At 66.2% G+C, this 22329-nt stretch carries 23 protein-coding genes; 8 read left to right on the forward strand and 15 right to left on the reverse strand.

Annotated elements, in window-relative coordinates; translation table 11 throughout:
- Positions 1–18 precede the first annotated feature (18 nt).
- Positions 19–393: a DUF6172 family protein gene (locus AC07Z7_RS07045; RefSeq protein WP_494765805.1), complete on the reverse strand. Its 375-nt coding sequence runs from the start codon at positions 391–393 to the stop codon at positions 19–21.
- Between the two features lie 91 nt (positions 394–484).
- Between AC07Z7_RS07045 and AC07Z7_RS07050 the strand changes: the two genes are divergently transcribed.
- Positions 485–1747, forward strand: a complete 1263-nt coding sequence (locus tag AC07Z7_RS07050; protein WP_252658985.1) for a sensor domain-containing diguanylate cyclase — start codon at positions 485–487, stop codon at positions 1745–1747.
- A gap of 56 nt (positions 1748–1803) precedes the next feature.
- Here AC07Z7_RS07050 and AC07Z7_RS07055 read toward each other — a convergent pair whose 3' ends face one another.
- Together AC07Z7_RS07055 and AC07Z7_RS07060 are read right to left on the reverse strand one after the other, a co-directional pair.
- Entirely contained in the window at positions 1804–2007 is a 204-nt protein-coding gene (locus tag AC07Z7_RS07055) for a hypothetical protein (protein ID WP_063461871.1), read from the reverse strand.
- Between the two features lie 67 nt (positions 2008–2074).
- Complete coding sequence (locus AC07Z7_RS07060; RefSeq protein WP_494765806.1) at positions 2075–3766, reverse strand: methyl-accepting chemotaxis protein; 1692 nt, start codon at positions 3764–3766, stop codon at positions 2075–2077.
- A 309-nt stretch (positions 3767–4075) separates the two neighbouring features.
- Between AC07Z7_RS07060 and pstS the strand changes: the two genes are divergently transcribed.
- From pstS to AC07Z7_RS07075, 3 genes are all read left to right on the forward strand, one after another.
- A complete protein-coding gene (gene pstS / locus AC07Z7_RS07065) occupies positions 4076–5146 on the forward strand; it encodes a phosphate ABC transporter substrate-binding protein PstS (protein ID WP_494765807.1) in 1071 nt (356 codons plus the stop codon).
- A 91-nt stretch (positions 5147–5237) separates the two neighbouring features.
- Positions 5238–6797, forward strand: coding sequence for a CYTH and CHAD domain-containing protein (locus AC07Z7_RS07070; RefSeq protein ID WP_494765808.1), 1560 nt, complete (start codon positions 5238–5240; stop codon positions 6795–6797).
- 72 nt (positions 6798–6869) lie between these two features.
- Complete coding sequence (locus AC07Z7_RS07075) at positions 6870–7517, forward strand: 3'-5' exonuclease (RefSeq protein ID WP_252658981.1); 648 nt, start codon at positions 6870–6872, stop codon at positions 7515–7517.
- Between the two features lie 118 nt (positions 7518–7635).
- On the opposite strand, the gene AC07Z7_RS07080 is transcribed toward AC07Z7_RS07075, so the two are convergent.
- Positions 7636–9690 (reverse strand): oxidoreductase, encoded by a 2055-nt coding sequence (locus AC07Z7_RS07080; RefSeq protein WP_494765840.1) that lies wholly within the window; start codon positions 9688–9690, stop codon positions 7636–7638.
- 109 nt (positions 9691–9799) lie between these two features.
- Here AC07Z7_RS07080 and AC07Z7_RS07085 point away from each other — a divergent pair, with 109 nt between their 5' ends.
- Positions 9800–10432, forward strand: coding sequence for a TetR/AcrR family transcriptional regulator (locus AC07Z7_RS07085; RefSeq protein ID WP_494765809.1), 633 nt, complete (start codon positions 9800–9802; stop codon positions 10430–10432).
- A 7-nt stretch (positions 10433–10439) separates the two neighbouring features.
- Here AC07Z7_RS07085 and AC07Z7_RS07090 read toward each other — a convergent pair whose 3' ends face one another.
- Both AC07Z7_RS07090 and AC07Z7_RS07095 read right to left on the reverse strand, forming a co-directional pair.
- The gene (locus AC07Z7_RS07090; RefSeq protein ID WP_094287625.1) at positions 10440–10667 is read right to left on the reverse strand and encodes a SlyX family protein; all 228 of its coding nucleotides are present in this window, start codon (positions 10665–10667) and stop codon (positions 10440–10442) included.
- 7 nt (positions 10668–10674) lie between these two features.
- Positions 10675–11865, reverse strand: coding sequence for an aminotransferase-like domain-containing protein (locus AC07Z7_RS07095; RefSeq protein ID WP_494765810.1), 1191 nt, complete (start codon positions 11863–11865; stop codon positions 10675–10677).
- Positions 11866–11983: 118 nt separating this feature from the next.
- Between AC07Z7_RS07095 and AC07Z7_RS07100 the strand changes: the two genes are divergently transcribed.
- A complete protein-coding gene (locus AC07Z7_RS07100; RefSeq protein WP_252658978.1) occupies positions 11984–12460 on the forward strand; it encodes an AraC family transcriptional regulator in 477 nt (158 codons plus the stop codon).
- A gap of 22 nt (positions 12461–12482) precedes the next feature.
- Here AC07Z7_RS07100 and AC07Z7_RS07105 read toward each other — a convergent pair whose 3' ends face one another.
- Together AC07Z7_RS07105 and AC07Z7_RS07110 are read right to left on the reverse strand one after the other, a co-directional pair.
- Positions 12483–13466, reverse strand: a complete 984-nt coding sequence (locus tag AC07Z7_RS07105; RefSeq protein ID WP_494765811.1) for a Bug family tripartite tricarboxylate transporter substrate binding protein — start codon at positions 13464–13466, stop codon at positions 12483–12485.
- 53 nt (positions 13467–13519) lie between these two features.
- Entirely contained in the window at positions 13520–14992 is a 1473-nt protein-coding gene (locus AC07Z7_RS07110; RefSeq protein ID WP_494765812.1) for an amidase, read from the reverse strand.
- Between the two features lie 124 nt (positions 14993–15116).
- On the opposite strand from AC07Z7_RS07110, the gene AC07Z7_RS07115 reads away from it, so the two are divergent.
- Complete coding sequence (locus AC07Z7_RS07115) at positions 15117–16082, forward strand: LysR family transcriptional regulator (protein ID WP_094287616.1); 966 nt, start codon at positions 15117–15119, stop codon at positions 16080–16082.
- 2 nt (positions 16083–16084) lie between these two features.
- Positions 16085–16723 carry an endonuclease III gene (nth, locus tag AC07Z7_RS07120; RefSeq protein WP_494765841.1) on the forward strand — a complete coding sequence of 213 codons (639 nt, stop codon included), beginning with the start codon at positions 16085–16087 and terminating at the stop codon, positions 16721–16723.
- 89 nt (positions 16724–16812) lie between these two features.
- On the opposite strand, the gene AC07Z7_RS07125 is transcribed toward nth, so the two are convergent.
- The 7 genes from AC07Z7_RS07125 to AC07Z7_RS07155 all read right to left on the reverse strand — a co-directional run bounded on the left by AC07Z7_RS07125 (position 16813) and on the right by AC07Z7_RS07155 (position 22323).
- The gene (locus AC07Z7_RS07125; RefSeq protein ID WP_494765813.1) at positions 16813–17208 is read right to left on the reverse strand and encodes a type II toxin-antitoxin system death-on-curing family toxin; all 396 of its coding nucleotides are present in this window, start codon (positions 17206–17208) and stop codon (positions 16813–16815) included.
- Positions 17205–17429: an AbrB/MazE/SpoVT family DNA-binding domain-containing protein gene (locus AC07Z7_RS07130; protein ID WP_063461858.1), complete on the reverse strand. Its 225-nt coding sequence runs from the start codon at positions 17427–17429 to the stop codon at positions 17205–17207. The genes AC07Z7_RS07125 and AC07Z7_RS07130 overlap by 4 nt, the downstream gene beginning before the upstream one ends.
- Positions 17430–17483: 54 nt before the next feature.
- Complete coding sequence (locus tag AC07Z7_RS07135; RefSeq protein ID WP_494765814.1) at positions 17484–18230, reverse strand: aspartate/glutamate racemase family protein; 747 nt, start codon at positions 18228–18230, stop codon at positions 17484–17486.
- A gap of 22 nt (positions 18231–18252) precedes the next feature.
- The gene (locus AC07Z7_RS07140; RefSeq protein WP_056747172.1) at positions 18253–19017 is read right to left on the reverse strand and encodes a GntR family transcriptional regulator; all 765 of its coding nucleotides are present in this window, start codon (positions 19015–19017) and stop codon (positions 18253–18255) included.
- A gap of 13 nt (positions 19018–19030) precedes the next feature.
- Positions 19031–19918, reverse strand: a complete 888-nt coding sequence (locus AC07Z7_RS07145; RefSeq protein ID WP_494765815.1) for an ABC transporter permease — start codon at positions 19916–19918, stop codon at positions 19031–19033.
- Between the two features lies 1 nt (position 19919).
- Complete coding sequence (locus tag AC07Z7_RS07150; RefSeq protein WP_291507309.1) at positions 19920–20831, reverse strand: ABC transporter permease; 912 nt, start codon at positions 20829–20831, stop codon at positions 19920–19922.
- Between the two features lie 178 nt (positions 20832–21009).
- A complete protein-coding gene (locus AC07Z7_RS07155) occupies positions 21010–22323 on the reverse strand; it encodes an ABC transporter substrate-binding protein (protein WP_494765816.1) in 1314 nt (437 codons plus the stop codon).
- Between the last annotated feature and the right edge of the window lie 6 nt (positions 22324–22329).

Raw genomic sequence — 22329 nt, forward strand, 5'->3', positions numbered from 1 at the left:
CGGGAAAAAGCGGCGGGGTCAGGCCCCTTCGCCATCGCCATCGCCATCGCCATCGCCATCGCCATCGCCATCGGCCGCATCCACGCCATGCACCTCGGCCGCGCCTGCAGCGCGGGGCTGGCGCTTGCCGGGCTTGGCGAGGATTTCCACATAGAACTGCGCCCCGCCCTCGGCCGCGACTTCATTGATCAGCCCGGTCAGGGCCGATAGATGCGCCACGGCGGCGTCTTCCTTGGTGCGGCCAAAGCGGCAGTCAAAGTCCCAGAAGTCGGCGCCTTCCGGCAGGTCGCGGCGCCGTTCGCGTTTGATGTACTTGCGGATTTCGTGCTTGACGGCATCCAGAACACGGTCGCGGTTCTTGCCTTCGACGTGGAGTTGGAAAGTTTTTCTCATGGGCGATGGTACCGCCTGTGACACCCGCCCGTTCCCAGCCAGGCCCCCAGGTGCCACAATGGTGCATTACTTTTGGTTACCGCCAAGCCCCATGTCCCACGACCTGCGTCTGCTGCACCTGCTGCCAGCGGCTGTGCTCGTCACACAGGATGGCGCCATTCGCTTTGCCAACGCGGCCAGCGTGGAGCTGCTGGAAGCGCCCAGCGCCGACAGCCTGATCGGCCGCCTCTCGGGCGATTTTGTGCACCCTATCGACCAGGTGCGCTCCAGCAACCGCATCCAGCAGGTGGCCGTGCCCGGGCAGGCGGGGCGGCCCAACAAATCCTCCGAGTTCCGCATCCGCACCGCGCGCGGCAACCTGCGCATGGTGCTGATCAGCAGCGTGGCGACGGAGTGGGACGGCGCCCCCGCCGTGCTCATGTGTGGCCTGGACATGACCCACCAGAGCGAGATCGAAGCCCAGCTGCGCGAGAGCGAGCAGAACTTCCGCCGCCTGTTCGACAGCCTGCAGGACGTGTACTACCGCACCAATGCCCAGGGCGTCGTGCAGCATGTGGGGCCTGGGGTGCGGCGTGTGCTGGGCTACGAACCGCACGAGATCGAGGGCCGCACGGCAGAGTCGTACTACCCGCACAGCTCCGATCGCGATGCGTTCAAGGCCGCGATCCTGGCGGATGGTGAGGTCAGCGACTTTCCCGGCCAGATGGTGCGGCGCGACGGCCAGGTGATCGACATCTCCATCAGCAGCCACGCGCTGTACGACCATGCGGGCAATTTCGCGGGGGTCGAAGGCATCTACCGCGACGTGACGCAGCGCAAGAACCTGGAGCGCGAGCTGCAGCGGCTGGCCACCACCGACATGCTCACCGGCATTGCCAACCGACGCGCGTTTCTGGAGACGGCGGAATCCGCGTACGCCCACTCATGCCACAGCGGCGAGCCGCTCACGCTGCTGATGCTGGACCTGGACCATTTCAAGGCCATCAACGACCGCTATGGCCACCTGGAGGGGGACCGGGCCCTGGTGGCCTTTGCCCAGGCCGTCAAAAGCCAGCTGCGCGCCAGTGATGCCGTGGGGCGCCTCGGGGGCGAGGAATTTGGTGTGCTGCTGCCGCTGACCACCCTGGCCGAGGGCCTGGAGGCCGCCCACCGCATCCTGCAGAGCGTGCGCGCGCTGCAGCTGAACGACGACACGGGCCAGGCCTACCGCATCACCACCAGCCTGGGTGTGGGCGCCTTCCGCCAGAGCGACCGCAGCCTGCGCGACATGCTGGACCGCGCCGACCAGGCGCTTTACCTGGCCAAGCACCGGGGGCGCGACCAGATCGCCTCGCTCGAAACACCGGGCGACTGACGCGGGGCGACCCGCCCCTGCCGTGTCTCCGCAAGGCAGGCGGGGCCACGCCACTTTTACAAGCGCATCCGCTCCTGCTGCAGGTTCCACAGGCAGGCGGCAATCCCCAGCAGCATTTCCATCACCTGCTCGGCGCCCTGCTGCGACAGCTCCAGGCCGTCGATGATCATGGCCAGTTGCGCGATCGCGTCCTCAGGCGCTGACGCGCCGCCACTGCGCGCCACTTCGGCAATGGCGATCAGGACATCGGTGTGATTCATGGCCGGGCTGCCGGTGCGCCACCGTCCCACCGGTGCATGGTCACGGAAGATGCGGGCACGCCGTGGCCTAGCGCGGCGCCATGGACAGCTGCGGCTGGCGCGGCGTAGCCCCGGCGGGCAGCGCCGCCCCCAGCGCGTTTGGCGCTGTTGATGGCAGCGGCAATCCGCCCTGTCGGGGCCCCTCCAGTGCATCCACGGCCGGGCGGGCCCCATCGGGCGCCAGCCGGAACTGGTGGATCACCTCCAGCAGGCGCCGGACCTGGTTCTTCACACCGGTGGAGGCGGACGAGCTGTCGTCCACCAGGGCGGCGTTCTGCTGCGTGGCAACATCCAGTTGCCGCACGGCCTCGCCAATCTGGGCGATGCCCCGGGCCTGTTCCTGGCCCGCGTTCTGGATCTCGCTGATCAAGGCCACGACCTGGTTCACATGCCGCACGGTGTTGGCCACGCGCTCACCCGCCTGGCCCACCAGCGCCGAGCCCCGCCCCACGCCCTGCACGCTGGCCGCGATCAGGCCCCGGATCTCACGCGCCGCCGTGCTGCTGCGCTGCGACAGCCCCCGCACCTCGCCCGCCACCACGGCAAAACCCCGGCCCTGCTCGCCGGCGCGGGCTGCTTCCACGGCGGCATTGAGGGCCAGCAGGTTGGTCTGGAAGGCAATGTCGTCAATCACCTTGATGATGTCGGTGATCTTCTGCGATTGCAGGTTGATCTCCTGCATGGTAGCGACCACGTCACGCATCACGCTGCCGCCTTCATTGGCCACTTTGCTGGCCTCTTGCGCCAGTTGCGTGGCGCGGTGGGCGTTGTCGGTGTTGTGCTGCACGGTGATGGTGAGCTGCTCCATCGAGGCCGCCGTCTCCTGCAGGTTGGAGGCCTGCACCTCGGTGCGGCGGGCCAGGTCTTCGGCGCCACCGGCCATCAGCACGGCATCCCGGGCCACGGTTTCGGTGCTGTCGCGGACCTCGGTGATCACGCGCACCAACTGCTGGTTCATCTCCCGCAGGGCGCCCAGCAGTTCGGCGGTTTCATCGCTTCCGCGCACCACAATCTGCGCGCTCAGGTCGCCGCCTGCCACGGTGCGGGCCAGTGCCACGGCCTGCTGCAGAGGGCGCGAGATGGAGCGCGTGATGACCAGCGCCATCGCCGCCCCAACCAGCAGCGCCAGCGCGGTCGCGGCCAGCATCCACACATGGATGGTCTCGCTCATCGCCTTGGCGGCACCAAACTCTTCTGCGCCCACATCGATCTGCAGGCCCACCAGCTGCTCGACCGCCGCCTGCACCTTGGCAGCCTGGGGGCGGATCTGGGTGATGTACAGCTCCGACCCGTCGTCGTACTTGCCCGAGACCAGCGCCTGCGCGGCGGGCAGCAGCCCTTTGTCCAGGTACTGGGTGTTGGCCTCGGCAAAGGCCTGGGCCAGGGATTGTTCTTGAGCGGCCAGCGGCTTGGCCGTGTAGCTGGCCCACAGGCTGCGGATGCGCTCGACGTTCGCCGTCAGCTCGGTGTGGCTGGCCTGCAGGTTGCTGGTGCCAGGGTCCATCAGCATGTCCATCACCAGCACCCGGTTGCGCTGGGTGAGGTGGCTGATCTCGGACAGCACGCCCAAAGGCACCGTGCGGTCGCCATACAGCGCTGCGCTGCGCTCGGTCAGGCGCTTGGCACCGCTGATGCCGCCCGCCGCCAGGGCCGAGATCAACAGCAGCAGCACGGCAAATGCCAGGGCCAGTCGGGTGCCAATTTTGATTTTTTGAAGCATCTGAAAGTCTCGTCAATGTCCCGGTGGCGGCCCCGGGGGCACCACCATCGCGTTCGATCCGTGTGGCGAAAACCTGGTGTGGTCGTGCCACCCCTGTTTCAGCCACCATTTCCGGCCACGGTATGGCCATCGGAGAAAGATACTATTTGTTTCAAATGACAAAACCATGACGCAGCAACAAGACCATTGCACCCTCACCGGGCTTTAAAGAAAGATAATATTTTTTGTTAAGCTACCGGCCTCGCAGGCCAGGGGCCTGCAGGGTTTCGACAAATACAAACATATTCAAAACAAATAACAGAAAAATCCATGAAAGCTATCTACGCCCTTTTGACCCTCTCATGGGCCCTGCTGACCGCGGGCGCCGCTGGCGCGCAGACTGTGACCGGCGCAGGGTCTTCAGCCGCAGCGCCCATTTACCGCAGCTGGGCCAAGGCCTACACCAAGGCCACGGGCTCCGGGGTGGCCTACGATCCCGTCGGATCCAGTGCGGGCATGAAGAAAATCCAGCAACAGGCCGTGGGTTTCGGGGCCACCGATGTGCATCCGTCCGACAAGGACCTGATCGAGCACGGCCTGATCGCCCTGCCCGTGGCCATCACCGGCATCAGCCCCATCTTCAACCTGCCCAAGGTCCAGAACGCGCAGCTGCGTCTGACGGGCGAGGTGCTGAGCCGCATCTTCATGGGCGAAATCACCCGCTGGAACGCCCCCGACATCAACGCCCTGAACCCGGACACGCCCCTGCCCGACCTGCCCATCAAGGTGGTGGTGCGCGCCGACGGCTCGGGCACCACCTACAACTTCGCGGATTACCTGGCCAAGGTCAGCGCCCCATGGAAGGCGTCTTTTGGCGTCAAGACCAGCATCAAATGGCCCGACGGCCATATGGCTTTCAAAGGCAGCGAGGGCGTGGCCAAGGGCGTGCGCGACACCGTGGGCGCCATTGGTTATGTGGATTTTGGCTATGTGGCCGAGTACGGCCTGGCCTCGGTGCAGATGAGGAATGCCGAAGGTGTTTTTGTCAAACCCTCCATCGATGCCTTCAAGGCCGCACTGGCCAACAGCGAATGGTCTGCCACCGGCGCATTCAACAACACGCTGACGCAGAAGCCCGGCAAATCGGCGTGGCCCATTACCATGGGCACGTTTGTGGTGTTCCCCAAGGTCACCAGCAACCCGGAGCAAACCACCCAGGCGCTCAAATTCATTATCTGGTCCTTTGTGAATGGCGATACCCTGGTCAGTGAAAACAATTTTGTGCGCCTGCCAGACCGGGTGCAAGCCACTGCATTCAAGGTCATCACATCCATTCGCGACCAGAAAGGAACGCCCTTGGGCTTGAGTTTGATTTCTTCTTCCGCGCCTTTGCAGCAATAAATCAACCAAATCCCAAATTGCTGAAAATTTATTTTTATATTCATTTTCATTAATCAAAAAAAACAATTCAGCGCGAGCGCCGCAGTCATCCATGGAAATCGAGTTCAAGTTCTGCATTCCCCCCGAGCGGCTGGCCGCTGTGCAGGCGGCCGTGCGCCGGGGCCGGTGGACGCCGATCCGCATGGAGGCGCGCTACTTCGACACGCCCGACGCGGCCCTGTCGTCCCGGGGCATTGCCTTGCGGCTGCGCCGCGAGGGCGCGCAGTGGGTGCAGACCGTCAAAGCCCTGGGCCTGGGCCCGCTGGACCGGGAAGAACACAACGTGGTTCTGGGCGATGCTCCACCGAGCCTGGCGCCGCGCCCCGAGTTGCATGCGGGCTCGGTCGCTGGTGCGCGGCTGGTGGCGGCGCTACAGGCGGCCCAGGGCCCTTTGGTAGAAACCTACGGCACCGAGATGGACCGCGTGACGCGGAACATCGCTTTCAAAGGGGGTGTGGTGGAGCTGGCTCTGGACACCGGGCGGGTGGTGGCCCAGCGGGGCACCCCACAGCAACAAGAAGCCCGCATCTGCGAGCTGGAACTGGAACTCACCACCGGGCCCGTGGCAGGGCTCGCCGCCCTGGCCACCCGCTGGGCCACGCGGCATGGGCTGTATCTGAGCACGGTGTCCAAGGCCGAGCGCGGCGAGCGGCTGCTGGCAGCACAATGGTCCCGGCCTGCCACCAAAGCCAGGGCCATGGTCGCCCATGCTGCGGGCCCCGCCTTTTGGCAGGGCCCGGCCTTGCAACGGGCCGTGGTCGCCTATTGCCTGCAGCAGGTGCTGAGCAACAGCAGCGAGATCGCGGAAGGCACGGGCACCGATGAACATGTGCACCAGTTGCGCATTGGCCTTCGCCGCCTGCGCACGGCCCTGCGCGAGCTGGCGCCGCTGGCCCCCGGCCGTTTCGACCCCGCGTGGGACGCGCCCCTGGTGGACGTGTTCCGGCGCCTGGGCGAGCTGCGCGACCGAAGCCAGGTGCTGCAGTCCGTCCATGCCCGCATGCAGGCCGCCAGTGCCCCTGCCCTGGCCGAGCCGCCCACGGGCAGTGCCAGCGCAGCAGGTGCCAGCACGGGTGCAGCCGACATCGTGTGCACCTCCGCATTCCAGACCGCGCTGATCGGTCTCATGACCTTCACGGCCCAAAGCCACGCGCCCCTTGCCACCACGCCAGACACAGACGCGGACGGAACGGAAGCCCTGGGGCCGAAAGACACCCGCCGCCTGCTGCAAAAACGCATCAAGCGCCTGCACACACAGGTGCGCCAGGACGCGCAGGGGTTCGCCGCACTGACCATGCAAAAGCAACATCGGCTGCGCAAACGCCTCAAGCGCCTGCGCTACCTCACCGAATTCGTGGCGCCTGGGCTGGATGCCGACAGCGCCGCTTTTCTGGACAGCCTGCAGCCCGCCTTGTCGGCCCTGGGCCAGCTGAACGACGAGCGCGTGGCCCAGGGGCTGTATGGCGACCTGGCAACCACCTCCAATGCCCCTGTGGCCTGGTTTGGCCTGGGCTGGCTGGCGGCGCACCAGGCCCTGGCGGTGGCGGCCTGCGAACAGGCCCTGTCGCACCTGGCCGACGCTCCCCGCCTGCGCAAAAGCGGCGTGCGCTGAGCGGTGGCGCGCAGCCGCACAGCAGCACATCCACGCAACTGTGCGCAGGCGGGAGCAGGGCACAATGCCCGCATGACGGCCACTCCCCCTGCCCGGCGCCACCACACCGGTGCACGCCCCTCCCACCACCCCACCCCGGACAAAGACCAGATCGCCCTGCTGGAACCCTTTGAGCGCCTGGGCACCGACCGCATAGCACTCGTCTCCACGCCCACCCAGGCCGACAAGGCCTGTGATGCCCTGGCCGCTGCCAGCGCCTGGGGGTTTGACACCGAATCCAAGCCCACCTTCGTGCAGGGCGAGCAGTCCGACGGGCCCCACGTCGTGCAGCTGGCGACACTCGACCATGCCTGGGTCTTCCAGCTGCACGACCCCGGCTGCCGCGCGCGTGTGGCCGAGCTGCTGGCGCTGCGCGGCGTGACCAAGGCGGGTTTTGGGCTGGGCGACGACACCAAGCGCATACAGGCCAAGCTGGGTGTGCAACCCAGCGACGTGCTGGAGCTGAACACCGTGTTCCGCCAACGCGGCTACCGCAAGGACATGGGCGTGAAAGGCGCTGTGGCCGTGCTGTTCAACCGGCGCTTCATCAAATCCAAGAAAGCCGCCACCTCCAACTGGGCCAACGAAAAGCTCACCGAGGCCCAATTGGTCTACGCCGCCAACGACGCCTGGGCGGCGCTGCGGGTGTTCCATGCGCTGCAGGCCCCCGCCGCCACCTGAGGGCCTGCGTCAGGCCAGGGCACACAACCGTCATTTGCTATTAAATATATAGCTATTCAGGCATATCCAGAGCGCGGAAACGGCCTTTTTTTGCCGTAAACCACGCCCTGCCCGTGCCTCACAGGCGCGCCGCCAGCCGCGCCGCCTGATCGATGGCGCGCTTGGCGTCCAGCTCGCCCGCCTCCAGCGCACCGCCGATCAGATGGGGCTTGCGACCCTGGGCCTCCAGGTCCAGCGCCAGGCTGCGCAAGGGCACCTGGCCCGCGCACAGCACCACGGTGTCGCAGGCGATCCAGGTGGGGTCCTCGCGCTTTTCGCCGTAAGAGACCAGCAGCCCTTCGTCGGCAATGCGCTCGTAGTTCACGCCGCCCACCATCTCCACTGCTTTCATCTTGAGCACGGTGCGGTGGATCCAGCCCGTGGTCTTGCCCAGGCCATTGCCCAGCTTGCCCTTCTTGCGCTGCAGCAGCGTCACCTGCCGTGCAGGGGGTGTCACGCGCGGGCCGCTGGCGGCCAGGCCACCGCGCGCTTCGGCCGGGTCGGTGATGCCCCATTCGGCTTTCCAGGCAGGCAAATCGAGTGTGGTGGAGGGGTGGTCGCCATGCGTGAGGAACTCGGCCACGTCAAAGCCGATGCCGCCCGCACCGATGATCGCCACGCGCTCACCCACCGGCTTGCCGTGGCGCAGCACGTCGATGTAGCTCAGCACCTTGGGGTGGTCCTGGCCGGGGATCTTCGGGTCGCGTGGCTCCACGCCGGTCGCGACGATGACCTCGTCAAAGCCCGCCAGGTCGGCGGCTGCGACCTTGCGGTTGAGGTGCAGCTTTACCCCCGTGTCCTCCACGCGCGTGCCCAGGTAGCGCAGCATCTCGTGGAACTCCTCCTTGCCCGGAATCACCTTGGCCATGTTGAGCTGACCGCCGATGGCGGGCGCCGCGTCGAACAGGTGCACCTCGTGCCCGCGTTCCGCCGCCACCGTGGCGGCGGTCAGGCCCGCTGGCCCTGCGCCCACCACCGCCACACGCTTGCGCGACGACACCGGGCGGTACACCAACTCGGTCTCATGACAGGCGCGCGGGTTGACCAGGCAGCTGCTGGTCTTGTTCTGGAACACATGGTCCAGGCAAGCCTGGTTGCAGGCGATGCAGGTGTTGATGCGGTCGGCCCGGCCCTGCGCCGCCTTCTTCACAAACGCGGCATCGGCCAGCAGCGGCCGCGCCATCGACACCATATCGGCGCAGCCGTCGGCCAGCACCTGCTCGGCCACCTCGGGCGTGTTGATGCGGTTGGAAGTGACCAGCGGCGTGGCGATGCCTGCCGCTGCAAATTCGGCCTTCATCTTCTGCGTGACCCAGGCAAACGCCGCGCGCGGCACGCTGGTGGCTATTGTTGGCACCCGCGCCTCGTGCCAGCCAATGCCGGTGTTGACGATGGTGGCGCCGCCCGTGGCCACGGCCTTGCCCAAGGTCACGATCTCGTCCCAGGCGCTGCCGCCGGGCACTAGGTCAATCATCGACAGGCGGTAGATGATGATGAAGTCCGGCCCCACGGCTTCGCGCATGCGGGCCAGGATTTCGACCGGCAGGCGCATGCGCTGGCTGTAGTCGCCGCCCCAGGCATCGCGCCGCAGGTTGGTGGCTTGCGAGAGGAACTGGTTGATGAAGTAGCCCTCCGAGCCCATCACCTCCACGCCGTCGTATCCGGCTTCGCGCGCCTTCACGGCGCAGTTCACAAACGCGCGGATCTGGCGCTCCACCCCGCGCGCCGACAGCGCAAACGGCGTGAACGGCGAGATGGGCGACTGCAGGCGCGAGGGCGCCACGGCCAGCGGGTGGTAGGCGTAGCGGCCCGTGTGCAGGATCTGCAGTGCAATCTTGCCGCCCGCGCCATGCACCGCGTCGGTCACCACCCGGTGGCGCTTGGCCGCGCCCGAGGTGGACAAGGTGCCCGCAAACGGCTTGGCCCAGCCCGCGATGTTGGGAGCGAAGCCGCCCGTCACGATCAAGCCCACGTCACCTTCTGCCCGCTCACGGAAGTACGCCGCCATGCGCGAGAGGTCGCGCCCGTCCTCCAGCCCGGTGTGCATGGAGCCCATGAGCACACGGTTCTTGAGGGTGGTGAAGCCCAGATCGAGCGGGGCGAGCAGGTGCGGGTACAAGGCGGCGCCGGGCATGGAGGTAGCGGCTGCAGAGGCGGCAGGAGCAGCCATGGGAGGAGAGGAATGCATGGAAGAATCGTGGACTAGAAGTATTTTCTAGAACTTTATTCTAGAATCCCGTTCCATGGCAAGCCGCAATTCCCCGCCCCCCGTCTCATCCCCCGCCGAAGCAACGGCAGACCGCCGTCAGGACATCCTGAACGCCGCCCTGGCCTGCGCGGCCGAAGGCGGGGTCGATGCCGTCACCATCGATGGCGTGCGCGCGCGTTGCGGGGCCAGCGTGGGCAGCATCTACCACCACTTCGGCAACCGCGACGGCATCGTGGCGGCGCTGTTCTTCGAGATTTATCACGACCAGTCGCGCAGCGTGCAGGCGCAACTGGATGCCGCCCAGGGTGTGGAGGCGGGCGTGCATGCCCTCGTCACGGGCTATCTGGACTGGGTGGTGGCGCAGCCCGAGCGGGCGCGTTTTCTGTTTCAGTCCCGCGGCGCGGTGGCTGCTGGCCCCCGCACGCCCGACCTGGCCGACGCAGCCCACCGCCGCAACCAGGCACTGGTGGCCTGGTTCGAGCCCCACCGCCGCGCCGGTGCGGTGCGCGACCTGCCGTGCGAGCTGATGCCATCGCTGGTGATGGGGCCGGTGCAGAGCTATTGCAGGGCCTGGCTGTCGGGCAATGCGGCCCAGGGTGGTTTGCCCTCGCCCACCACCTACCGCGCAGAGCTGGCAGACGCGGCGTGGCGGTCGGTGAAAGCCTAGAGCCAGTTCAGTAGTGCGGAGGCAACTCGTCGCGCAGGTTGCGCGGCGCCACGCCGCCGCCCTCGGGCACCTGGCGGCGCAGCTGGATGACCTCCTGCGCGAGGCGGTCGATCAGCTCCTGCTGGCGGTAGATGGTCATGTTCAGCTGGTCCAGCAGGTCTTCGGTGAAGCTGGCCTTGATCTCCAGGCTTTCGAGGCGCTGGAGAACGCTGGCGAGATCGTTGGCGTCAGACATGGAGGCGTCAGATCGCCTGACCCAGGCGCGCCACGCCTTCGCGGATCTTGTCCACATCGGCCGTGGCGAACGACAGGCGGAAGGTGGCGTGGTCGGGGTTGGCGCAGAAGAACGGCGTGCCGGGCACAAAGGCCACGCCCTTTTCAATCGCACGCTTGGCCAGCACGTTGCCATCGGCCACCTTGCCGCCTGAACCCGTGAGGCGTGCCCACACGAACAGGCCGCCCTGCGGCTGCACAAACTCGATGGCATCACCCAGCTCCTTGCGCAGCGCGTCGCCCATGGCCTGGGCGCGCTCGGCATACACCTTGCGCACATGGGCCAGCGTACCGGGCATGCGACCTGCCTTGAGATACTGCGCGGCTGTCGCCTGGGCAAAGGTGCTGGTGTGTGCATCGCTGAACTGCTTGCACATGGTGGCCTTGCCCAACAGCTCGGCCGGGGCAATCATCCAGCCCACGCGCAGGCCGGGCGACAAGACCTTGCTCAGGCTGCCGCAGTGCACCAGCAGCTCACGGCTGCCGGGCACGGTGGCGGACAGGTTCAGCAGGCTGGGGGGAGGCGCATCGCCAAAGTACAGGTCGCCGTAAGGGTCGTCCTCGACGATCAGGGTGTTGTGCTTCACGGCCATCTCCAGCACCGCCTTGCGGCGCTCCAGGCTCAGCATGGCGCCGCTGGGGTTGCCGAAGGTGGGGATCAGATAGACGAACTTGGGCTTGTGCTCAGCGATGAGCTTTTCCAACTCATCCGTCTTCACGCCGTTGCCGTCGATGGGCGCGCTGATGAGCTCGGCGCCGTACAGGCGGAAGCACTGGATGGTCGCCAGGAAGGTCGGGCCTTCCACAATCACCTTGTCGCCGGGGCTGATGAGGGTCTTGCCCAGCAGGTCCAGCGCCTGCTGGCTGCCGGTGGTGACGATGAGGTTGTCGGCCGCCACATCCTTGGCGCCCTTGCTCGTCATGAAGGCGGCCAGTTGCTCGCGCAGCGGGTTGTAGCCTTCGGTGGCGCCGTACTGCAGTGCTGCGCCGGGCTCCTCGGCCAGGGCTGCATTGCTGGCGGCGCGGATGCCTTCCACGTCGAACATCGCGCTGTCGGGGAATCCACCCGCAAAGCTGATGATGCCGGGCTTGCCCAGCAGCTTGAAAAGCTCGCGGATGGCGGAGGTTTCTACGTTGTTCAGGCGGTCGGCAAATTGCATGGCGTGGACAGAAGTGGGTGGCAAAGGATCCCGCATTGTCGCCAATTGGCGTGCAGGTTTCCTGCGGCTTAGACTGCGGGGGCCAAAACCTGAACCACCGCCTCGCTACGGAGCCCCCATGCCCCTCGAAATCCGCCAGCTGCCACCGATGCGCCTCGCCTACATGCGCCAGACCGGCCCCTATGGCCCCTCCCTCACGCAGCTGTGGGACCGCTTTGGCCGCTGGTGCGAGGCCCATGGCCTGAGCGAGCCGCGCCCCAAGTACTACGGCATCAGCCTGGACAACCCCGCCTGCACACCGCCTGCGCAGTGCCGCTACGACGCCTGTGTGCAAGTGGGCGTGGGCCTGCGTACGGGCACCGAGGCCCTGGTGCAGGACTTCCCCGGAGGCGACTACGCCTGTTTTCAGTTTGTTGGCACCGGGCCCGAGATCGGCGCAGCCTGGGCCCGCATGACGGCCCCGGGGCAGATCCCCGAAGGCTGGGAGGTGGCGGCCAGACCCGCTGTCGAGGTGTATGACGAGCACTTCGCCGTCAACCCCGCCACCGGCGCGTTTCCGTGCTGGCTGTGCCTGGCGGTGCAGCGCGTGACCTGAGTCACACGCCGGCGCCCGCGTATCAATCCACGCGGATATCGGCCCGCGCAGCCACGGCGCGCATGAGTGGCAGTTCGCGCTCGATGCGGGCGCGCAGCGCATCGCCGTTGCCCCAGGCCGGGGTCATGCCGATGTCCACCAGCTTCTTCTTGAATTCGGCCGATGCCATGGTGTCGGCCAGGGCCTTCTCCAGCTTCTTCTGCACCGGAGCGGGCAGGCCTGCAGGGCCGACAAAAGCGAACCAGGAGCCCATGTCGAAACCCGGGTAGCCGCTCTCGGCCACAGTGGGCACATTCGGCAGCAACGCCAGGCGCTGCGGGCTCAGCGCGGCAATGGGCTTGATCTTGCCCGCCTTGATGAGCGGGGTGGAGGCCACCACCGTGTCCACCGCCAGCTGCACCTGCCCGCCCATCAGCGCCGTCAGGTTGGGCGAGCTGCCGTTGAAGGGCACATGCATCATCGGAAAACCTGCGGTGGTCTTGAGCATCTCGGCGCCAAAATGCACCGATGAGCCCGTGCCGTAGGAGCCATACGAGAACTTGTCCGGCGCGGCCTTGGCCTGCGCCACGATGTCCTTGAGCGTGCTGCCCTGCACATCGTTGTGCGCCACCAGCAGCAGCCCCATGTCCGCCACCATGCCGATGGGTGTGAAGCTACGCACGGGGTCATACGGCAGGTTGGTGCGGATGGCGGGGTTCATGGTGAGCGTGGTGTTGGCGCCCAGCAGCAGGGTGTAGCCGTCGGCCGGTGCCTTGGCCACCAGCGAGGCCGCCACCACCGTGCCCGCACCGGGCCGGTTCTCTACCACCATGGGCTGGCCCAGGCGCTCGCCCAGGGCCGTGGCCAGCAGCCGCCCCAAAATGTCGGTGGCACCGCCGGGTGCAAACGGTATGACCAGCTTGACCGGCCGCTCAGGATAGGCCTGCGCCCAGGCCACGGCGGGCGCCGCCAGCGCGCACGCGCCAGCCAGAAGACAGGAAATAAAGCGGGAGCGCAGCAAGGGCATGGGGAGTTCTCCGGTCAAAAAATTCTGGAAAAGCGGGACGGACTTCAGGCGCATCAACCCAGCAGCGGGCTCGCCGCAAGGGCATAGCCACTGGCCTGGTCATAGGCATGGCCGATCTGCAGCACGGCGGCATCCTGCTGCGCCGGGGCAAGGATCTGCAAGCCCGCAGGCAGCCCGCCAGGCCCAAAGCCTGCGGGGGCAGCTAGCGCGGGCAGGCCCGCCATGGTGGCGGGCACCACGGCCTCCATCCAGCGGTGGTAGGTGTCCATGGTGCGGCCGCCCACCTCATAGGGCCAGTCCAGCCCGGCATCGAAGGGGAACACCTGGGCAGCGGGCAACACCAGAAAATCGAACTGCTCGAACAGGCCGCGCAGCACCTGGTACCACGCGCTGCGCACGCGGGCCGCGTCGTACACCTGCAGAGCCGTCAGGCGCATGCCACGCTCGATCTCCCACACCGCCTCGGGCTTGAGCAGCGCATGCGTGGCCGGGTTGCGATACAAGGCCGCATTGGCCCCTGCCACGCTGAAGCTGCGCAAGTCGATCCATGCGTTCCACAGCTGTTCCAGATTGAATGCGGGCACCACAGATTCCACGGTGCAACCCACCGTGCGGAAGTGTTCCAGCGCCTGCTCGCAGGTGGCCAACACGCCAGGCTCGGTGGGCAAATGGCCGCCCAGGTCACCCAGCCAGCCAATGCGGGCGCCGCGCCAATCACGCTCCAGCGGCTGGCCCAGCAGGGCCACGTCCTCATGGCGCCGCGTGAGCGGCAGGCGCGCATCAAAACCCGCCTGCACCGACAGCAGCAGCGCCAGGTCCGGGATGTTGCGGGCCATGGGCCCGGCCACGCTGAACTGCTGGAAGAACACTTCTTCCGTCGGCCCGTGCGGCACCAGGCCGAACGAGGTACGCAGCCCATACACGTTGTTGAAAGCCGCTGGCGTGCGCAGCGATCCCATCATGTCCGAGCCATCCGCCACGGGCAGCATGTGCAGCGCCACGGCCACCGCTGCGCCGCCACTGCTGCCGCCCGCCGACACGGCCGGGTTGTGGGCATTGCGTGTGGTGCCATACACCGGGTTGTAGGTGTGGCCGCCCAGGCCAAACTCCGGAGAGTTGCTGCGGCCGATGAACAGTGCACCGCCTGCGCGCATCCGCTCGAACACCACCGCATCCGTGGCCGAGACCTGTCCCGCAAAGATGGGTGAACCCCGCGTGGTGACCATGCCCGCAGCGGGCATGATGTCCTTGGGCGCCTGCGGAAAGCCATGCAGCGGGCCCAGGCTCTCGCCGCGTGCCAGTTGCGCATCGCGCTCTGACGCCTGCGTGCGCAGGGCGTTGCGGTCCGCCATCGCCACCAATGCATTCACCACGGGGTTGAGCCGGTCCACCTGGGCCAGGTAGGCGTCCAGCACCTCGGTGCAGGAGACCTCCCGCGCATGGATGGCGCGCGACAGGCCGGTGGCCGTGTAGTCCACGATGTGGCTGGGGGTGCCACCCGGGGTGACGCTGTTTGCGGAAGGCATGGAGGCTGAGGCCGGTGAATGTGTCATTTGCAAGTCAGCATAAGCAGCTCGCTGCGTTTCGATAATCAACGATATCTGGGGTTATCTTTGCGTTTTATGCAATCCACACTCCGAAAGGCCCCCCATGCTTTCCAGCCGCTTGCAGGACACGGCACTGCGCTACTTTCTGGAGGTAGTGCGCAGCGGCTCGGTCAGCGAGGCCGCCACGCGCCTCAATGTGTCGCCCTCGGCCGTGAGCCGCCAAGTCGCCGCCCTCGAAGACCTGCTGGGCGTGCCGCTGTTTGACCGGCGGCCGCGCGGCATGGCGCCCAGCGCAGCGGGCGAGCTGCTGGCTGCCCATGCGCGGCGGGGCGCGCTGGAGGCCGACCGCGTGGTCTCCGACATCCAGGCGCTGCAGGGCCTGCGCACGGGGCTGGTGCGCATCTGCAGCTCTGCGGGTTTCGCCATCGAGTTCCTGCCGCGCGTGATGGCGCAGTTCCGCCTGCAGTACCCCGGCATCCAGTTCCACCTGCGCGTGGCCAGCCCGGCAGCTGTGACCGTGGCGGTGCTCAACGGCGATGCAGACATTGGCCTGACCTACAGCCGCTCGGCCGAACGGGACATCACGGTGCAGCACCGTCAGGCCGCACCCGTCATCGCCATCATGCGGCCCGACCACGCGCTGGCGCGATTGCACTCCGTCACGCTGGCGCAGATGCACGCCTACCCCATCGCCCTACCCGAGCGCGACAACACCGTGCGCCAGCTGTTCGACATTGGCTGCAGCCAGCGGGGCCTGGTCTTTGAGCCCGCACTGGTGTGCAACCACTTCGAGACGCTGATGCACTTTGTGCTGCATGGTGGCGGCCTGTCCATCTCGGGCGAGGTGACGGTGCGCGACCGCGTGTTGCGCGGCGAGTTGCACGCCGCCCAGATCCGCGAGCCCGGCATGGGCGCCCGCGCCGCAGAGCTGCAGACCCTGAGCGGCCGCACCCTGCCCGCCGCCGTGCGCATGTTCCTAGAGTTCCTGCAGGCGCAGCTGCGGGACAATGCGGCACCAGCCACGCCCGCCAAAAGAAGCCAGCCCCCTGCCCCACCCCGCCAACGATGATGATGAAAACCGCCCAGATCGAGCCCTTCTTCGCCACCCTCAAGGCGGCCAACCCTATGCCCAACACGGAGCTGGAATACACCACCCCGTTCGAGCTGCTGGCCGCCGTGCTGCTATCGGCCCAGGCCACCGACGTGGGCGTGAACAAGGCCACGCGCAAGCTGTTCCCCGTGGCTGGCACGCCCCAGGCCATCCTGGACCTGGGTCTGGAGGGACTGGAGGGCTACATCAAGACCATCGGCCTGTACCGCACCAAGGCCAAGAACCTGATGGAGACCTGCCGCATCCTGGTGGAGCAGCACGGCAGTCAGGTCCCGCGTACGCGCGAAGCGCTGGAGGCCCTGCCCGGCGTGGGCCGCAAGACGGCCAACGTGGTGCTGAACGTGGCCTTTGGCCAGCCCACCATGGCGGTGGACACGCACATCTTTCGCGTGAGCAACCGCACCGGTCTGGCGCCGGGCAAAAACCCGCTGGCAGTGGAGCTGCAGCTGATGAAGCGTGTGCCTGAAGCCTACGCAGTGGACTCGCACCACTGGCTCATCCTGCTGGGCCGCTACGTGTGCCAGGCGCGCAAGCCGCGCTGCTGGGAATGTGTGGTGAGTGAATACTGCGACTACAAGCCGAAGACGCCGACGCCCTGAGTCAGCAGGCCCAGCATCTAGCTATTATTTTTATAGCTTGTAGCGCTTACTGGATAGGCGGTAGAGCCCAAAAAAGCTTCAGATTTCACTCAACGGGCTACAGCGTGCTCCCGCAGCCAGGCGGCAAAGGCTTCTTCGGTGATGTCGCCTGCGGCAACGGCGAGCATGGTCAACGTGGCGTCTGTCTGGGTGGCCTGTAAACGAAAGCCATTGAGGTACAGGAACAAGCCCACGGCCAGGAAGGCAGCCCGCTTGTTCCCGTCTACGAAGGGATGGTTCTTGGCCAAGCCTACCCCATAGCTGGCGGCTAGGGCCGCTGTGTCTGGAGGATTGTCGGCAGCCGCATAAGCCAAGATGTTCTGCGGCCGCATCAGCGCAGAGTCCAGCAACCCCTCATCGCGCATGCCTTCGCGCCCGCCGTGCGTGGCAAGGCTCTCACCGTGGAGTAGAACCAGCGCTTGCTTGCTCACCCAGCGCCAGCTCATTTAGCCAACTGGTGAAAGGTGTCACGAAAGTCGTGCATGAACTCACGGCCAGCCTTGATCTCTTCCTCAAGAGTGGGGTCGTACGGCGTCAGCGCATAGCCATCGGGCGTTTCAGTGAGGAAGATGGATTCGCCTTTGCCTAGCTTCAAACGCGCCAGGGCTTCTTTCGGCAAAACAACACCAACAGAATTTCCGATCTGGGTCAGCTTAAGCATGTGCATAGGAAGAACTCCAAGTAATTACAAACGTAATACTAAGCTTCCCCCCGGGCGCAGTCAAACCACCCCTGCCCGCCCTAAAGCTGCCATCTCTTGCGACACCCCCGCCCACGCCACATCAAACCCCGCCACCTTGCGCTCCGGCGGCACGGGATGCGCGCGCAGCGCCCAGGTGGCACCGGCCACCACGCTGTCGATCACGGGCACCGACACCTGCGGCTGCACGGCAGCAGCCATGCCTGCCAGCCCCGCCCCACCCAGGATGACGGCCTGCACGCCCATCTGGCGCACCACGTCCCGGCAGGCCTGGGCCAGCAAGGCACGGGCCGCCTCGGGGTCAGCCGCCAATTGGGCGCCGGTGGGGGCCACGGTGTGAATGCCTGCCAGTGCGTGGGCGTGGCCCAGCGCCTGGGCCAGGCGCTGCAGCATGGGGCCCCAGCGCTCGCCGCCCGTCACGATGGCAAAGCGGCCGTGGCGCGCGGCCTCGATGAATGACGCTTCAGCCAGGCCGGTGACGGGCACGGGGCTGCTCTCGCGCAGCGCCATCAGGCCCGGATCGCCAAAGCAGCCGATCAGCACCGCGTCGGGCGGGGCATGTGGCTGTGCGATCTCATGCGCCCACACATCGAGCGCGGCGTGGGCTGCCACGGCGTAGCTCGCCTCGCACGCGATGTACGGTGCGCCGAAACGGGCCGTGGCTGTGCGCACCGCCACATGCGAGCCCGCAGCCGCCTGCACATGCCGCTGCAGCAAGGCACTGACATGGGCTGACATGTTGGGGTTGATGACGAGCAGTTGGCGCATGGGCAAGCGTGTGGAAAAACCGTCAGACACCACCCAGCAACCGCGCCAGATCGGGCGCCTCTGCCGCAGGCGGCGTGAACTCCAGCTGCGACTCGATCCGCGCCAGGTGGGCCAGCATCAGCCGGGGTGCCTCGCGGGCATCGCGCAGCCGGATGGCATCAATCAGTGCCCGGTGTTCCCGGCAGCCGCAGGCGGTGGCCTCTTCGCGCGTCTGGGCGTGGCTGGGGCTGTAGGTCATCAGGATGAGCGAGGTGCGCGACACCAGCTCGCGCAGGATGCGCCCTAGCGTCTGGTGCCCGGCCGCCTGCGCGATGTGCAGGTGAAAGTCGCCCGAAAGGCGGATGGCGCGGCGCATGTCGCCGCTGGCGCGGGCGGCCTCTTCGTCATCGATGCAGGTGCGCAGCGCGGCGATGTCGGCATCGGTGGCGTTGGCAATGAACAGCTCCACCAGGCGCGGCTCCAGCAAGCGGCGGGCCTCGAACACCTCCAGCGCCTCTTGCGGCGTGGGCTGGGCGATGGAGGCACCCCGGTTGGGTGTGAGCGTGACCACCTGTTCATTGGCGAGCCGCACCAGAACAGGCCGCACCCGCGTGCGCGAGACACCGAAAGCCGCTGCCAGCTTGTCCTCCACCAGCTTGGTGCCGGGCGGCAGGCGGTGGTCGAGGATGGCCGACACCATGCGGTCGTACATGTCGTTGTCGCTGAGCTGGCCGGTCGTGTCGGGCTGCACGGGCGGTTCGGTGACCGCAGCGCGCGCGCGCCGGGGCTTGGGGAGGGTGGTCGTCATAAGGGTGTCGTTTTTACCCCGAACGGCCCTTGCGCCTGCGGCCCAGTGCCCACACCAGCAGCAGCGTCACGCCCATCACTGCAAACGACACCACGGTGGTGACCGTGCCCAGCGCGTAGATGGACGGAGTGGTCACCGTGCTGGTCAGGCCCTGCAGCTCCAGCGGCAGCGTATTTACATCGCCAATGGCTTGCGACGTACGCGCAATCTCGTCCCAGCTCAGCGTGAAGCCAAACATGCCAATGCCCACGACCGACGGCGCGATCAGCGGCAGCACCACATGTGCAAAGCCCTGCCAGGGCGTGGCACCCAGATCACGTGCGGCTTCTTCATACGCAGGGTTGAAGCGGTTGAACACCGCAAACATGATGAGCAGGCCAAACGGCAGCGTCCAGGTCAGGTGCGCGCCCAGGGCCGAGGTGAACAGGCCGAGCGAGGTACCGTAGCCTTCCAGCGCGCTCTCCATGCCCCCCCGCTCCAGCACAGCCTTGATGCCGGTGTCGATCAGCCGGAACTCCAGCCCGATGCCCAGCGACACGATGATGGACGGCATGATGAGGCTGGCCACGACGATAAAGAACAGCGTGTTGCCCCCCGCCAGCCGCTTGCGGAACGCGAGCCCGGCCAGCACCGACAACACCACGGTGCACAGCATCACCGCCACACCCAGGCCCAGTGAACGCCACAGCGCCGCACCTATGTCCACCACGCCCAGGCCCTCGGCCAGCTTGGTGAACCAGTGCAACGACACGCCGCGCATAGGAAACGTGAGCCCACCTTCGGGCCCCTGGAAGCTCAGGATGAAGATGACGAACATCGGCCCGTACATGAAAAGCACGAACAGCGCAAAGAAGATGGCCAGGGGCCAGAAGCTGGCGGGGCGGGAATCGCGCAGTTTCATCTCAAAGCTCCTTGCGGATATCGACGAGGCGCGTGAGGCCCCAGATGATCATCAGCACCACCGCCAGCAGGATCACCGCATTGGCCGCTGCCAACGGAAACTGCAGGTACGAGGTCTGCACCTGGATGATCTTGCCCACGGACGCGATCTGCTGCCCGCCCATCACGCCAATCGTCACGAAGTCACCCATCACAATGGTGAGCACAAAGATGGAGCCGATGATGATGCCGGTGCGCGACAGCGGCACGATCACGTTCCACAGCGTCTGCCAGCCGCTTGCGCCGCTGTCGCTGGCCGCCTCGATCAGACTGCGGTCGATGCGCATCATGCTGTTGAAGATGGGCACGATCATGAACATGGTGTACAGGTGCACAAACGCGAGCACCACCGAGAAATCCGAAAACAGCAGCCACTCGATGGGCGTCTCGATGAGGTTCATGCCCATCAGCGTCTGGTTAACCAGACCGTTGCGCCCCAAGAGCGGCACCCACGAGATCATGCGGATCACGTTAGACGTCCAGAACGGAATGGTGCACAGCACGAACAGCAGCGTCTGCATGCTCGATGAGCGCACATGGAAGGCCAGAAAATAGGCCACGGTGAAGCCGATCACCAACGTGATGAGCCAGACCAGGAAACTGAACTTGAGCGTGGACCAGTACGTCTTGAGCGTGACGCACAGCCCGTCCGACACATCGCCGCAGCCTTCGAAGATGGACACGTAGTTCTTGAACGTGAACCCGGGCAGCAGCTCGTAGTCGTTGAAATCCCAGAAGCTGACCATCACGATCAGCGCCAGCGGGATGATGAAGAACAGCGCAAACACCAGTGTGAACGGCGCGGCCTGCCACCAGGCGGCAATGCTGCGGCCGGGGACGGCAGCAGCGGGTAAGGACGGTGTGGTGGTACTCATGGTGTTTGCAAATCAGTTATCCGTCGCATCGGGCGACAGTCGTCAAAACTGGCGCGGCCCGATACCAGTGCCCCCGTGCAAGGGCCGCCCCGCCGCACCGGGCGCGTCCCCCTCCCAGATTGCGAAGCAATATGAGAGAGGGGGAAGGCGCGCAGCGCCTCAGGGGGTGGCACCTCTTCTACGCCGCGACGAATTCATTCCACTTCTGGACCATGTAGTTGTTCTCATCCATGATCGCGTTCCAGCAGGCAATGCCGCCCATGCGCGATTCGTAGCTGCCTCCGTCGCGCACCGCGCCGGACTTGGCCAGCACGTCGCCGTTGGGGCTCTTGATGTCCTGCGTGGCGGGCTTGCCTTCCATCCAGTAGGCCCACTCGTAGGCTTCCATCTTGGACTTGGCGGTCTCCAGCACGGCGCTGTAGTAGCCCTGGCGGTTCAGGTACGCACCGGCCCAGCCGTCCAGGAACCAGTTGATGAACTCGTAGGCGCCATCGAGCTTGCGGCCGCTCAGCGTGGCGGGCAGGCCGAAGCCCGCAGCCCAGGCGCGGTAGCCTTCCTTGAGCGGCTGGAAATTGCAGGCAATGCCCTTGGTGCGCACGGCCGTCACAGCCGGGCTCCACATCGACTGGATCACCACCTCTCCCGAGGCCATCAGGTTCACCGACTCGTTGAAGTCCTTCCACAGCGCGCGGAACTGCCCCTGCTTCTTGGCCTCGATCAGGGTCTTGATCGTGAGATCAATCTCCTTCTTGGTCATGTTGCCCTTGTCGGGGTACTTGTACAGGCCCATGGCCTCGACCACCATGGCGGCGTCCATGATGCCAATCGAAGGAATGTTCAGGATGGCGGCCTTGCCCTTGAACTCGGCGTTCAGCAGCTCAGCCCATGAATTGATGGGGCGCTTGATGAGGTCGGGGCGGATGCCCAGCGTGTCGGCGTTGTACACGGTCGGGATCAGGCTCATGAACTGCGTGGGCGCAGTCGCAAACTTCTTGGACTTTTCGCCTTCCAGGTAGATCACCTTCTTGGGTGCAGTGCCCTGGTCGCCCACGGCCTTGCCCGCCACCAGGCCGGTGGTGAACAGCGTGGTGATCTTGTCGGCGTTCTTGATCTTCTTGGTATCGATGCCTTTGAGGTTGCCCGTGGGCACGATCTTCTTGAGAGAGAAGTACTCGGTGTCGATCAAATCAAAGCTGTTGGGCGCGGTCACGGCGCGCTTGGTCACGTCGTCCGTGGTCACAGCGACGTACTGGATCTCGATGCCGGTGTCGGCCTTGAATTTCTCGGCAATGGCCTTGTCCTGGTTCACCGCCGTGCCCAGGTAGCGCAGCACGATCTTCTCTTGCGCATGCACGGCCGGGAACATGCCAGCGGCCAGGATGCCCGCCGTGCCCTTGAGCAGCGAGCGGCGCGCCACACCAGTGGCTTCACGGACGACGCCAGTGGCATCGGAGACAACAACAGGGGAATCAGTACGGGAAGCATCTGACATGGGAAC

The organism is Acidovorax sp. GW101-11A03, from assembly GCF_059424825.1.

Coding starts and splice junctions, on each gene's coding strand:
- AC07Z7_RS07145 (WP_494765815.1), bottom strand. CDS start 19,918: ATGAAACTGCGCGATTCCCGCCCCGCCAGCTTCTGGCCCCTGGCCATC.
- AC07Z7_RS07115 (WP_094287616.1), top strand. CDS start 15,117: ATGCTTTCCAGCCGCTTGCAGGACACGGCACTGCGCTACTTTCTGGAG.
- AC07Z7_RS07130 (WP_063461858.1), bottom strand. CDS start 17,429: ATGCACATGCTTAAGCTGACCCAGATCGGAAATTCTGTTGGTGTTGTT.
- pstS (WP_494765807.1), top strand. CDS start 4,076: ATGAAAGCTATCTACGCCCTTTTGACCCTCTCATGGGCCCTGCTGACC.
- AC07Z7_RS07090 (WP_094287625.1), bottom strand. CDS start 10,667: ATGTCTGACGCCAACGATCTCGCCAGCGTTCTCCAGCGCCTCGAAAGC.
- AC07Z7_RS07155 (WP_494765816.1), bottom strand. CDS start 22,323: ATGTCAGATGCTTCCCGTACTGATTCCCCTGTTGTTGTCTCCGATGCC.
- AC07Z7_RS07085 (WP_494765809.1), top strand. CDS start 9,800: ATGGCAAGCCGCAATTCCCCGCCCCCCGTCTCATCCCCCGCCGAAGCA.
- AC07Z7_RS07080 (WP_494765840.1), bottom strand. CDS start 9,690: ATGCCCGGCGCCGCCTTGTACCCGCACCTGCTCGCCCCGCTCGATCTG.
- AC07Z7_RS07105 (WP_494765811.1), bottom strand. CDS start 13,466: ATGCCCTTGCTGCGCTCCCGCTTTATTTCCTGTCTTCTGGCTGGCGCG.
- AC07Z7_RS07140 (WP_056747172.1), bottom strand. CDS start 19,017: ATGACGACCACCCTCCCCAAGCCCCGGCGCGCGCGCGCTGCGGTCACC.
- AC07Z7_RS07060 (WP_494765806.1), bottom strand. CDS start 3,766: ATGCTTCAAAAAATCAAAATTGGCACCCGACTGGCCCTGGCATTTGCC.
- AC07Z7_RS07125 (WP_494765813.1), bottom strand. CDS start 17,208: ATGAGCTGGCGCTGGGTGAGCAAGCAAGCGCTGGTTCTACTCCACGGT.
- AC07Z7_RS07150 (WP_291507309.1), bottom strand. CDS start 20,831: ATGAGTACCACCACACCGTCCTTACCCGCTGCTGCCGTCCCCGGCCGC.
- AC07Z7_RS07055 (WP_063461871.1), bottom strand. CDS start 2,007: ATGAATCACACCGATGTCCTGATCGCCATTGCCGAAGTGGCGCGCAGT.
- nth (WP_494765841.1), top strand. CDS start 16,085: ATGAAAACCGCCCAGATCGAGCCCTTCTTCGCCACCCTCAAGGCGGCC.
- AC07Z7_RS07095 (WP_494765810.1), bottom strand. CDS start 11,865: ATGCAATTTGCCGACCGCCTGAACAACGTAGAAACCTCCGCCATCCGC.
- AC07Z7_RS07135 (WP_494765814.1), bottom strand. CDS start 18,230: ATGCGCCAACTGCTCGTCATCAACCCCAACATGTCAGCCCATGTCAGT.
- AC07Z7_RS07070 (WP_494765808.1), top strand. CDS start 5,238: ATGGAAATCGAGTTCAAGTTCTGCATTCCCCCCGAGCGGCTGGCCGCT.
- AC07Z7_RS07100 (WP_252658978.1), top strand. CDS start 11,984: ATGCCCCTCGAAATCCGCCAGCTGCCACCGATGCGCCTCGCCTACATG.
- AC07Z7_RS07045 (WP_494765805.1), bottom strand. CDS start 393: ATGAGAAAAACTTTCCAACTCCACGTCGAAGGCAAGAACCGCGACCGT.
- AC07Z7_RS07075 (WP_252658981.1), top strand. CDS start 6,870: ATGACGGCCACTCCCCCTGCCCGGCGCCACCACACCGGTGCACGCCCC.
- AC07Z7_RS07110 (WP_494765812.1), bottom strand. CDS start 14,992: ATGCCTTCCGCAAACAGCGTCACCCCGGGTGGCACCCCCAGCCACATC.
- AC07Z7_RS07050 (WP_252658985.1), top strand. CDS start 485: ATGTCCCACGACCTGCGTCTGCTGCACCTGCTGCCAGCGGCTGTGCTC.